This window comes from Blastomonas sp. CCH1-A6 (assembly GCF_001556365.1).
GTDB lineage: Bacteria > Pseudomonadota > Alphaproteobacteria > Sphingomonadales > Sphingomonadaceae > Blastomonas > Blastomonas ursincola.
The window spans coordinates 1-10,636 of the sequence record NZ_LSIS01000268.1 but is presented as its reverse complement, the minus strand read 5'-3'; the positions used below and the strand labels follow the sequence as shown (position 1 = coordinate 10,636).

The 10,636-nt window shown below is 65.4% G+C and carries 12 protein-coding genes; 3 read left to right on the top strand and 9 right to left on the bottom strand.

Features of this window, described 5'->3' with window-relative positions:
- Nucleotides 1-199 precede the first annotated feature (199 nt).
- The 3 genes from AX735_RS12835 to AX735_RS12825 form a co-directional block, all read right to left on the bottom strand.
- Nucleotides 200-1,429 carry a threonine synthase gene (locus tag AX735_RS12835; RefSeq protein WP_066280758.1) on the bottom strand — a complete coding sequence of 410 codons (1,230 nt, stop codon included), beginning with the start codon at nt 1,427-1,429 and terminating at the stop codon, nt 200-202.
- A 92-nt stretch (nt 1,430-1,521) separates the two neighbouring features.
- Nucleotides 1,522-2,322 (bottom strand): sterol desaturase family protein, encoded by an 801-nt coding sequence (locus AX735_RS12830; RefSeq protein ID WP_066280756.1) that lies wholly within the window; start codon nt 2,320-2,322, stop codon nt 1,522-1,524.
- Nucleotides 2,319-3,431, bottom strand: a complete 1,113-nt coding sequence (locus AX735_RS12825; RefSeq protein ID WP_066280761.1) for an alkene reductase — start codon at nt 3,429-3,431, stop codon at nt 2,319-2,321. The genes AX735_RS12830 and AX735_RS12825 overlap by 4 nt, the downstream gene beginning before the upstream one ends.
- Nucleotides 3,432-3,503: 72 nt before the next feature.
- Between AX735_RS12825 and AX735_RS12820 the strand changes: the two genes are divergently transcribed.
- The 3 genes from AX735_RS12820 (at nt 3,504) to AX735_RS12810 (ending at nt 5,587) form a co-directional block, all read left to right on the top strand.
- Nucleotides 3,504-4,415 carry a DMT family transporter gene (locus tag AX735_RS12820; RefSeq protein WP_231750108.1) on the top strand — a complete coding sequence of 304 codons (912 nt, stop codon included), beginning with the start codon at nt 3,504-3,506 and terminating at the stop codon, nt 4,413-4,415.
- A gap of 14 nt (nt 4,416-4,429) precedes the next feature.
- Nucleotides 4,430-5,122: a COQ9 family protein gene (locus tag AX735_RS12815; protein ID WP_231750107.1), complete on the top strand. Its 693-nt coding sequence runs from the start codon at nt 4,430-4,432 to the stop codon at nt 5,120-5,122.
- Between the two features lie 81 nt (nt 5,123-5,203).
- Entirely contained in the window at nt 5,204-5,587 is a 384-nt protein-coding gene (locus tag AX735_RS12810) for a limonene-1,2-epoxide hydrolase family protein (protein ID WP_066280750.1), read from the top strand.
- A 16-nt stretch (nt 5,588-5,603) separates the two neighbouring features.
- Here AX735_RS12810 and AX735_RS12805 read toward each other — a convergent pair whose 3' ends face one another.
- The 6 genes from AX735_RS12805 to fliP all read right to left on the bottom strand — a co-directional run.
- Nucleotides 5,604-5,996 (bottom strand): flagellar export chaperone FliS, encoded by a 393-nt coding sequence (locus tag AX735_RS12805; RefSeq protein WP_060979453.1) that lies wholly within the window; start codon nt 5,994-5,996, stop codon nt 5,604-5,606.
- A 36-nt stretch (nt 5,997-6,032) separates the two neighbouring features.
- On the bottom strand, nt 6,033-7,436 hold the full coding sequence (gene fliD / locus AX735_RS12800) for a flagellar filament capping protein FliD (RefSeq protein WP_066280748.1): 1,404 nt from the start codon (nt 7,434-7,436) through the stop codon (nt 6,033-6,035).
- A gap of 61 nt (nt 7,437-7,497) precedes the next feature.
- On the bottom strand, nt 7,498-8,640 hold the full coding sequence (locus AX735_RS12795; protein ID WP_066280746.1) for an EscU/YscU/HrcU family type III secretion system export apparatus switch protein: 1,143 nt from the start codon (nt 8,638-8,640) through the stop codon (nt 7,498-7,500).
- Between the two features lie 4 nt (nt 8,641-8,644).
- Nucleotides 8,645-9,427, bottom strand: a complete 783-nt coding sequence (gene fliR, locus AX735_RS12790) for a flagellar biosynthetic protein FliR (RefSeq protein WP_066280742.1) — start codon at nt 9,425-9,427, stop codon at nt 8,645-8,647.
- Nucleotides 9,424-9,696: a flagellar biosynthetic protein FliQ gene (locus tag AX735_RS12785; protein ID WP_060979449.1), complete on the bottom strand. Its 273-nt coding sequence runs from the start codon at nt 9,694-9,696 to the stop codon at nt 9,424-9,426. Before AX735_RS12785 ends, fliR begins: the two co-directional genes overlap by 4 nt.
- A 128-nt stretch (nt 9,697-9,824) precedes the next feature.
- Nucleotides 9,825-10,636: flagellar type III secretion system pore protein FliP (gene fliP, locus AX735_RS12780; protein WP_066280734.1), on the bottom strand; the 812-nt coding region annotated here is incomplete at its 5' end.

Genomic DNA, 10,636 nt, shown 5'->3' with positions numbered 1-10,636 from the left:
GTCGTCACCCCCGCGAAAGCGGGGGTCCCGCTTCTGCGCCAGGCTTGCGGGCAAAGCGGGATTCCCGCGTTCGCGGGAATGACGGGAAGGCGAGAAACCTAGAGTGATTTCGAGTGAAATGGAACATTTCACGGCTCGGAAATCACGGCAAAACAGAGAGTTAGACCCAGCTTTTGATTCCATCAAATGCGAACAGGGTCTAGAGCGCGTCGAAATCGATGGACGCGTGGCGGTCGAGCGTGCGGGAATCGTCGGGCATCGGGTATTTGAGCCCCGTCGCGCAGTTGAACAGCACCACCCGATCGCTCTTGCCGACAAGACCGGCGGCTAGCGCATCGTGATAGGCCGCCAGCGTCGCGCCGCCTTCGGGACAGAGCAGCAGCCCATCCTGCTTGGCCGCCTGCACCACCGCGTGTTCGATCGCGTCATCGCCCACCGCCAGCGCCTTGCCGCCGCTTTCGCGCACCGCGCGCAGGATCAGGAAATCGCCGACCGCGCGGGGCACGCGGATGCCCGCTGCGATCGTCTCGGCATTCTCCCAGCGCTCGGCATGCTCGACCCCGTCGTCGAACGCCTTGACGATCGGCGCGCAGCCTGCAGCCTGGACCGCGAACATCTTCGGCCGCTCGGGGCCGATCCAACCCAGGGTCTCGAGCTCGTCGAACGCCTTCCACATGCCGATCAGTCCGGTGCCGCCGCCGGTGGGGTAGAAAATCGCATCGGGCAGTCGCCAGCCGAACTGCGCGGCGAGCTCCAGCCCCATCGTCTTCTTGCCCTCGATCCGATAGGGCTCCTTGAGCGTCGAGACATCGTACCAGCGGCCCTGTTTCGCGCCTTCGGCGACGATCGCGCCGCAATCGTCGATCAGCCCGTTGACCCGCCAGACCCGCGCCCCCTGTAGCGCGATCTCGCGGACGTTGATCTCGGGCGTGTCGTCGGGGCAGAAAACCACCGTCTCGATGCCGCAGCGCGTGGCATAGGCCGCGAGCGCTGCGCCCGCATTGCCGTTGGTCGGCATCGCGATGCGCGTCACGCCCAGCGCCTTGGCCATCGACACCGCCATCACCAGCCCGCGCGCCTTGAACGATCCGGTAGGCAGCCGCCCCTCGTCCTTGACCAGCACATTCGACCCGCCTGCCCGGGGAAGCGGCACCAACGGCGTCTCGATCTCGCCCAGGCTGACGATATCGCGCGTCTGCCGCACCGGCAGCAGCTCGCGCCAGCGCCATAGATCGGTATCGCGCCGCTCGAGCGCATCGCGGTCCAGATGCGCAGCGAGGGCGGCAAGGTCATAGCGCACCAGCAACGGCCGCCCGACGCGCGAGAGCCCGTGCACCTGGTCGGCCTCGCAGCGCTCGCCGGTCATCGAGCATTCGAGATGCGTGACGAAGCTCTGCCGTTCGGCCAGGATGTTGCTCAGCAAGGGCATGGTCGTCGCGCTCTCCCTGCCCCCGGTGATCGGCAGGCTTGTCCGCCCCAATTGGGCTTTTCGGCTTTCATTTCAATGTTTTGTTGATCTACTTAGCGAAACGGAAGCCGCATCGCCCATCCGAAGCGCGCAGTCTCCTGACCGGGATAGTCGATAAGACCGATGGTCATCGCGTCATGCCCGCCGCTCGGCCGCGCCCGATAGGTGCCAAGCAGCCGGTCCCAGATCGACAGGCAGAAGCCATAATTGCTGTCATGCTCGATGCGGCGGGTGCTGTGATGCACCCGGTGCATGTCGGGCGTGACGATGACGAGCCGAAGCACGGCGTCAAGCCAAAGCGGAAGCGCCAGATTGGCATGGTTGAACATCGGCAGCAGCGCGAGCAGCAGCTCGAACACGATCAATGCCCAGAGCGGCGCACCGAGCGCGAGTGCCACGCCCATCTTGAACAGCATCGACAGGGCGATCTCGAGCGGGTGAAAGCGCAGCGCGGTCGACATGTCGAGATCGCGATCGGCATGGTGCACCCGGTGCATCCGCCAGAGCAGCGGAACGCGATGCGTCGCCCAGTGCTGCGCCCAGACCGCCAGATCGAGCAGCAGGATCGCGGTGATCCCCTGCGCCCAGCCGGGCAGGCCGGTCATCGGCAGCAGGCCGAAATCGGGCTGCGGCGCATAGCCCGTCACCGCACCGAACAGCGCAATGAAGATGAGCGCCTGCACCCCGCGCTCGATCGGCATGTTGACCAGCACGAAGCCGATATGCGCGGGCCAGCGCCTAGCCGCCGGCAGGCTGCGATGGCGGCGCGGGAAGAGCGCCTCGGCCAGCAGCAGCGCCAGCGCCGTGCCTAGCAGCACCGCGCTGATCAGCCAGGGCTGGCCACTGGCGATCATGACGCGGCAGCGGCCTCGGGCTGGATTCCCTGTTCGTCCATGGTCGGGTAATCGGTATAGCCTTCGGGCGTGCTGCCATACCAGCGCGCCGGATTGTCCGGATTGAGCGGCGCATTGACCGCGAGACGCGCGGGCAAGTCCGGATTGGCAAGGAAGGTGCGACCGAAGCTGATCGCATCGGGAATGCCGCCCGCCATCGCCGCGACCGCCTTGTCGTGATCGTAATCGCTGTTGAGCACCAGCGGACCCGAGAACACCTTGCGGATGTGCGGGCTGACCGGCGGCACGTCGCTCGCCCCGAAGGTGCCGTCCATCGGCGGCTCGCGCAGTTCGAGGAACGCGATGCCGATCCTGTCGAGCAGCGCGGCGGCGGCGGTAAATGTCGCTTCGGGCGTCGCGTCGTTCACCCCCTGCGTCTCGCCATTGGGCGACAGGCGCACCGAGACATGGTCGTGGCTCCAGACCCCGACCAGGTGCTGCGCCACCTCGCCCAGCAGGCGGATGCGGTTCTCGACCGCGCCGCCATAATCGTCGTCGCGCAGGTTGGACGAGGAGCGCAGAAACTGGTCGATCAGATAGCCATTGGCGGCGTGAATCTGCACCCCGTCGAAGCCAGCGCGGCGCGCATTCTCGGTCGCGCGGGCATAATCGTCGAGGATGCGCGGGATTTCACCGACCTCGAGCGCGCGCGCGGTCTCATAGGGCTTGGTCCCCTCATAGGTATGCGCGTGATAGTCGAACCGCGTCGCCGAGGCCGAGACCGGGGGCTTGCCGCCGTTGAAATCGGGATGCACCAGCCGCCCCATATGCCAGAGCTGGCAGATGATCCGCCCGCCTGCCTGGTGCACGCGCTCGACCACCGGCTTCCAGCCTTCGACCTGCTCGTCGTTCCAGATGCCCGGCGCATAGGGCGTCCCTAGCCCCTCCGGGCTGATCCCGGTCGCTTCGGAGATGATCAGCCCCGCGCTGGCGCGCTGCGCATAATATTCGCCCATCAGCGGCACCGGCACGTGCGCACGTGTCGCGCGGCAGCGGGTGAGCGGCGCCATCAGGATGCGATTGGGGCAGCTGATCGCGCCAAGCTGGACAGGATCGAACAGGGTGGGCATGGGCAGCATCTCTCCTTCGCGCGCCATCGGGAAAAGCCCCGCGACAGCGTTTAACCGAATGGCTAAAGGCCGATGATGACAAAAGCAACCGAGCGGGGCGGGATTCTCGCGATCCTCGCGCTGATCCTCGCCAATGTCGCGCTCGCCACCGGGCCGCTGTTCGTGCGCATGGCCGATACCGGGCCGGTTTCCGCCGGTTTCTGGCGGCTGACGCTCGCGCTGCCGGTGCTGACCGTCATCGCACTGCAGCAGCGCGAGCCACTCGGCGGTTATCGGTCATCGATCTGGTGGCTGCTGGTCTTGAGCGGCATCGCCTTCGCGCTCGATCTGGCCAGCTGGAATTTCGGCATCGAACGCACCAAGCTCGCCAATTCGACACTGTTCGGCAACATGGGCAGCGTGATGCTGGTCGTCTATGGCTTCGTCATCGGTCGCGTCTGGCCGCATCGGGCGGAACTGGGCGCAGTGGCATTCGCGATCCTCGGCGCTGGGTTGCTGATGGGCAGCAGTTACGAGCTCGATGTCCGCAATCTGGTCGGCGATCTTTTCTGCCTGCTGGCGGGCGTGCTCTACGTGGTCTATCTGCTCAGCATCCGCCACGTCCGGGGCGAGATGGGCAGCTGGTCGGTGCTGGTCTGGTCGACCATCTTCGGCATCGGCCCGATGCTTTGTATCGCGGTGCTGCTGGGCGAGCCGGTCTGGCCGACCGACTGGACGCCGGTGCTGCTGCTCGCTCTGGTCTGCCAGCTCTTCGGCCAGGGGGCGATGGTCTATGCGGTCAGCCATTTCTCTCCGGTGGTGCTGGGCATCGCGCTGCTCAGCCAGCCCGCGATCGCCGCGCTGATCGGCTGGCGGGTATTCGGCGAGACATTGTCGCTCTTCGACACGATCGGGATGGTCCTGATCGGCGTCGCGCTGGTGCTGGTGCGCCTGCCTGAAGCGCGGCGCGCGGCGCGGCTTGCAGCTTCGCCCCCGGCTCCCTAACTGTGGGAGCATTCATGGAGGCACGACCGATGTACCGCCCGACCAAGCTCGACACCCTGCCCGCCGACCCGACGATGGACGAGGTGCGCCAGTTCCTGCCGCCGTTCATTGCCGACGAGGCCGTTTTCGACGGCTGGACGCCAACCGCGCGCGATGCCGCCGCCGCTGCACAGGGCGTGGAGCCAGGCCTTGCGACGCTCGCCTTCGACACCGGGCCGATGGACATGATCGATGCCTGGATCGGCCATATCGACGCGCAGATGATCGAAGCCTTTCCGCCCGAGCGCATCGCCGCGATGAAGATCCGCGAACGTATCCGCGCGCTCGTCGCCTTCCGCTTCGAGGCGGTGGCGCACCAGCGCGAGGCGCTGCGCCGCGCGACCGCGATCATGGCGCTGCCCGCCAATCTCGCCCGCACCGCGCGAATCTCGTGGCGCACGGCCGACCTGATGTGGCGGCTCGCGGGAGATACCGCCACCGATTACAACCACTATACCAAGCGCATGATCCTCTCGGGCGTCTATGGCTCGACGCTGATGGCGTTTCTCGACGACGAAAGCCCCGATTTCGCCGACACCCACGCGTTCCTCGAACGCCGCATCGACAATGTGATGCAGTTCGAGAAAGCCAAGGCCAAATGGACGAACAAGGGCGAGAGCCTGAGCCTGTCGCGCTTTCTGGGACGGCTGCGCTACCCGGCGCGATAATTTCGCGCATGACGTGCGACGTATTGGCCTTGCGACGCTGATCTCGGCGCCCTGCCCGCTCAGCTGCAGGAGACCCGTCGCATGTCCAATACCGATCCGCTCGCCGTCGCGCTCGCCTTTCTGAAGGCGATGGAACCGCTCGACTATGACTCCGCGCTGCAATGGGTCGCGCCGGATTGCGAATATATCAATCCACCGCCGCTCAGGACGGTGCATGGACCAGATGGCATCCGGGCGGTGCTGCAACCATTTTTCTCGCCGACGCTGGAGAACGAGTTTCGCGTTCTGCGCTCGGCGGTCGGTGGAAATGTGGTGATGCTCGAACGGCTGGACCGGCACCGGCTGGTCGACAAATGGGTCGAGTTGCCGGTGACGGGCGTGTTCGAGATCGAGGACGGAAGAATCCGCTACTGGCGCGACTATTTCGATGTCGCGACCATCCTGTCGGAATGGCCGACAGGATAATCCTGCGGCAAGCCGCTCATTTCGGGGCGATGCGCTTCCAGGCTTCGGCGATCTCGGCGAGCATCTGGCGCGCGGACATCAGCACGTCGACCTTGTCGGGGCTCATCGCGGCGTTGATGCGGCGGCTGGCCTCGCGATAGATGCGGGCGAGCGCGAGCGCGAGTTCACCGCCCTTTTCGAAGTCCAGGCTTTCTTCCAGCGCGATGACGATGGCCGATGCGCGGGCGCGGGCCTGGATCATCGGCACCGCCTCGCCGCGCTGGGCATGACGGATCGCCGCATCGAGCCGCAGCAGCAGCTCGTCGAACAGGATGACGACCAGCTGGTGCGGGCTGGCGCCCTCGACACGGCTGACCGTATCGACGGCCTGATAGCTGCCCATGTGGCGACGCGGAGAGATGAAGCTCATGCGGTTTTCCTTGTCATTCTATGTGTTTTGGTTGTCTCAGTTGTCGCCGCTGTTGGTCCAGACGGACACCTGCTGCTCGATATAGCTCTGGGTAGAGCGCAGCACGGTGAGCTGGCGGTCCATGGCGGCGAAGGTCTTTTCGAGCTGCTCGCGATACTTGTCGCTGTCCTCCTCGACCTTCTCCATCATCTTGGTCAGGTCGGAGGCGATCTTGTTCAGGCGGTTCTGCGCGCCGGTCAGCGAGCCGTTGGGTGCCTTGAGCGCGGTCTTCACATCCTCGAACGCCTTGGCGAGGCCAGGATTGCCCGCGGTCGGCGTCGCCGGCTCGAGCATCCGGGCAATGCCTTCGGGATCGGCAGCGAGTGCGCGGTCGAACTTGACCGAATCCAGCGTCAGCGTGCCGTCGCGGTTGGTCTTGACGCCGATATCGGCGAGCGAGCGATAGGCGCCGGTGTCGGTGAGCTGCTTGGTGGTCAGCGAGGCCATCGAGCGCATCATGTCGCGTGCGGCCCGTTCGCCGGCCAGCGGACCGCCGCTCGCGCCATCGAGACCCGGCGCAGTCGCCGAATTCAGCGCACCGCGCAGATCGTTATAGGCGGTCACGAACTCGTTGACGATATCCTTGACCGACGAGGTCGGCTGGTCGCCGCTGATCACGACATTGGTGCCGGGCGCCGCCGCGAGCAGGTTGATGCGCACGCCGGGAACGGCGGTGTCGATCTGGTTGCTGGCGTTGGTCAGCTGGATGCCGTTGACGTTGATGATGCTGTCGCGCGCCGTGGTGACCGAGTTCATGCCCGCGCCGCCTGCCGGGGGAAAGGCAAAGGCATCGAGCGTTGCCGCGCCGCCCGATCCGGTGACGGTGAAGCTGTTGGCGGCGCCTTCCCTGCCGCGCATCACCAGCCGCGAACCGCTGTTGTCGGTGACGATGCTGGCGGTGACACCGCTGTTGGTCGCATTGATCGCGTCGCGCAGGCCGCCGAGCGAATTATTGGTCGAATTGATGGTGACGTTGAAGCTGCCTGCCGAGGTCGTGATGGTCAGCGATCCTTCGCCGACCGTCGAGCTGGTGCTGGCAAAGCTGCTGGCCGAGACCATGCTCTGCGCGGCGGCGAGCTGGCTGACCTGCACCGTGGCGGGCAGGCCCTGCGGCTTCTGGCCGGGGATGAAGCTGGCGGCGACCAGATCGCCCCGGGTCGAGACGAGATTGCCGGTGAGCTGGCGACCGTTGAGCACTTCGCCCAGCGCCTTGGAGAAGGTCTCGAGCGCCGACGAAGCCGAGGCGAGGGCGGAAATGCGTGCCTGGTTCAGATTCTGTCGCTCGCGGACATCCGACTGTTTCGGCTCGAGCTGGGCCGTGACGAGATCGTTGACCAGCTGGGCGCTGTTGACGCCGGTAAAGCCGGTAATGACGTTGGAAATTCCGCTATTCGTGACCATCACCAGTTCCTTCTGAAAGGATTAACGGCGCGGTGCGGGCGGGCTTAAGGCCTTTTCCGACTCATTTCTGCGGCTTGCCGTCCATGTCGAAACGCAGGTCGCTGGGCACGTCGAGTTCGGGCTGGCCGAAGCCCACATCCATCTTCTCGTTGATGCGGAAAACGAAGGCGAGCAGCGTCGCGGCGGCGAGGTACAGCCGCTCGTCGATGATCTGGCCGGGCTTCGACGTGAAGTAGATCGCTCGCGTAAGCTCCGGGTAGCGCAGGATCGTGAGGCCGCGCTCCATCGCCAGTTCGCGCATCGCCTGGGCGATCGCCCCGCGCCCGCGCGCCAGCACCACCGGGGCGGGATCGCGCTCGCGGTCATAGCGCAGCGCGATCGCGAAATGGGTCGGGTTGACCAGCAGAACGGTCGCATCCTCGACCGCCTTGCGGGTCGAGCCGTTGAGCACTTCGTACTGCCGCCGGCGCACCGCCTGCTTGAGCTCGGGCGAACCTTCGACCTCCTTGTGCTCGTCCTTGACCTCCTGCTTGGTCATCATCAGCTTCCGGTTGCGCTGGAACCATTGCGCCGGAACGTCGATCAGCGCGATCAGGCCGAGCGCGCCCGCCATCGCCATCAGCGTCATCGAGAACAGGTCGCCGAACGCGGCAATGCCCTGGCGCACGTCGCCATGGCCGAGCTCAGCCATCTGCGGCAGCATCGACATGATCATGACCACGCCGATCGTGCCCATCAGCAGCACCTTGGCCATCGACTTGACCAGCTCGATCAGGCCGTGCGTGCCGAACATGCGCTTCAGGCCCGACATCGGGTTCATCTTCGATGCCTTGGGCTGAATGGCGCTCCAGCGGAAGCCAAGCGAACCGAGCGCGGCAGGCGTCGCCACGCAGGCGACCAGCAGGAACAGGAACAGCCCACCGAACGGCAGGGCCAGCGGCATCAGCAAGCTGAGCGTGCGCTGGCCGACGTTGAAATCGGTCGCCTGATAGATGTCGAACACCAGAGCGGCGCGCAGCATGCCGGCAATGGACGAGACCATCATGTCGCCGAACAGCACGAAGGCCATCGTGCCGCCGATGATGATCATCGCGGTGCCGAGTTCCTTGGACTGGAGGACATCACCCTTTTCCCGCGACTCCCTGAGCCGCTTCTCGGTAGGGAGTTCGGTTTTTTCGCCACCACCTGAAGGGCCGTCTGCCATCGCGTCAGCCCTCCCCTGCCATGACTTCGGACTGTTCCAGCCCGGTTTCCATTGCGCGCATCACGCCATCGGCAAGCACCGGCGCTGCGATCGCGAGCAGCACGATGCCGGCCAGCACCGCCACGGGGATGCCGACCGAAAAGAGGTTGAGCTGCGGCGCCGATCGCGCGAGCATCGCCATGACCAGCTGGACGATGATCAGCGCGGCGCCGACCGGCAGCGCGATCACCAGGCCCATCGAGAACAGCATCGCGCCGAATTCGACCAGGTCCATGATCAGCCGCGGCGAGAGCATCGCATCGCCCGGCGGCAGCGCCTCGTAGCTGCGCACGATGATCGCGATAAGCATCAGGTGCCCGTCGATCGCGAGCAGCAGCAGCACCGCGATGATCGACAGGAAGCTGCCGATCACGGGGCTCGACTGGCCGCTCTGCGGATCGGCCATCGAGGCAAAGCCCAGGCCCATCGCGTTGCTGATCAGCTCGCCCGCGACGAAGGCGGCGGAATAGCCGATCTGCAGCGCGAAGCCGATGGCGACGCCGCAGACGATCTCGCCGATGATGAACAGGAAGCCGGTATAGCTGACCAGCGTTGCATCGGGCAGGTTGATGGTGGCGCTGTTGGTCGCGGCGATGCCGATCATCGCCGACAGGATGATGCGTACCTGGAGCGGAACCGAGGTCGCACCGAACACGGGGGCTGCCATCAACGCCGCGCCGGGCCGGATCATCGCCATGATCCAGATCCACAATTGCGCTTCGACGCCGACAAAGCCCGGTGCGATCACAGCAGCAAATCCGGAATGCGGCTGTACATCTCGACGGTGAAATCGGCGATCAGGTACAGGATCGACCCGCCGAACAGCGCGAGAATCACGCCGAGCACGACCAGCTTGGGTACAAAGCTCAAGGTCGCCTCGTTGATCGAGGTCGCCGCCTGGACCATGCCCAGCAGCACGCCGACCAGCAGCGCGGGGATCAGCAGCGGGGCCGAGGCCAGCGCCGTGATCCACAGCGTCTGCTGCGCCAGGCCAATGAAATAGTCGGTCTGTTCCATATCAGCGTGCGATCCAATCAGGTCCCCGTTTGTCCCGAGCGTGTCGAGGGACGTCTGCGCCACCCTTTCCGATCACGTCCCTCGACTTCGCTCGGGACAAACGGAGGGGGCGCAGGGGACCGGGTTAACTAATTCACGAACGATCCGGCGAGCGAGCCCATGGTGAGCGCCCAGCCATCGACGAGCACGAACAGCAGCAGCTTGAACGGCATCGAGATGATCGTGGGCGACAGCATCATCATGCCCAGGGCCATCAGCGTGGAGGCGACGACCAGGTCGATCACCAGGAACGGCAGGAAGATCATGAAGCCGATCTGGAACGCGGTCTTGAGCTCGCTGGTGACGAAGGCAGGCAGCAGGATCGAGAAGGGGATATCCTTCGGCGCAGCAACCGGCTTGGCCTTGGCCATGTCCATGAACAGCTTGAGATCGGTCTGACGCGTCTGCTTGATCATGAACTTGTGGAATTCCTCGCCAGAGATCTGGATCGCGGTTTCCAGCTCGATCGTGTCGGCAGCATAAGGTGCGACCGCCCGATCGTTGATCTGGGTAAAGGTGGGGGCCATCACGAACATCGACAGGAACAGCGCCAGGCCGATCAGCACCTGATTGGGCGGCGTCTGCTGCAGGCCGAGCGCCTGGCGCAGGATCGACAGCACGATGATGATGCGCGTGAAGCTGGTCATCATCAGCACCATCGACGGCAGGATGGTGAGCAGACCCATGACGACCAGGATCTGCAGGCTGAGCGTGAGCGGCTTGCCATTGCCCGCCACGTCATCGAGCGCCTGGGACAGCGCCTCGGACGCCCCGGGCGTGCCGGTGGCAGAGCCGGTGGCGGGGGTTGCGGCGGGAGCGGGATTGGTCGTGGTGGCAGCGGGAGCAGCCGGGGTCGCGGGTGCAGCCTGGCCGGTGACAGCAGCGGCGGGTGTAGCCGGGG

Excerpts from the sequence above, each read along its gene's own strand:
- AX735_RS12805 (WP_060979453.1), bottom strand. The coding sequence starts at position 5,996 with ATGAGCTTCATCTCTCCGCGTCGCCACATGGGCAGCTATCAGGCCGTC.
- AX735_RS12830 (WP_066280756.1), bottom strand. The coding sequence starts at position 2,322 with ATGATCGCCAGTGGCCAGCCCTGGCTGATCAGCGCGGTGCTGCTAGGC.
- AX735_RS12835 (WP_066280758.1), bottom strand. The coding sequence starts at position 1,429 with ATGCCCTTGCTGAGCAACATCCTGGCCGAACGGCAGAGCTTCGTCACG.
- AX735_RS12810 (WP_066280750.1), top strand. The coding sequence starts at position 5,204 with ATGTCCAATACCGATCCGCTCGCCGTCGCGCTCGCCTTTCTGAAGGCG.
- AX735_RS12825 (WP_066280761.1), bottom strand. The coding sequence starts at position 3,431 with ATGCCCACCCTGTTCGATCCTGTCCAGCTTGGCGCGATCAGCTGCCCC.
- fliD (WP_066280748.1), bottom strand. The coding sequence starts at position 7,436 with ATGGTCACGAATAGCGGAATTTCCAACGTCATTACCGGCTTTACCGGC.
- AX735_RS12820 (WP_231750108.1), top strand. The coding sequence starts at position 3,504 with ATGATGACAAAAGCAACCGAGCGGGGCGGGATTCTCGCGATCCTCGCG.
- AX735_RS12785 (WP_060979449.1), bottom strand. The coding sequence starts at position 9,696 with ATGGAACAGACCGACTATTTCATTGGCCTGGCGCAGCAGACGCTGTGG.
- AX735_RS12795 (WP_066280746.1), bottom strand. The coding sequence starts at position 8,640 with ATGGCAGACGGCCCTTCAGGTGGTGGCGAAAAAACCGAACTCCCTACC.
- AX735_RS12815 (WP_231750107.1), top strand. The coding sequence starts at position 4,430 with ATGGAGGCACGACCGATGTACCGCCCGACCAAGCTCGACACCCTGCCC.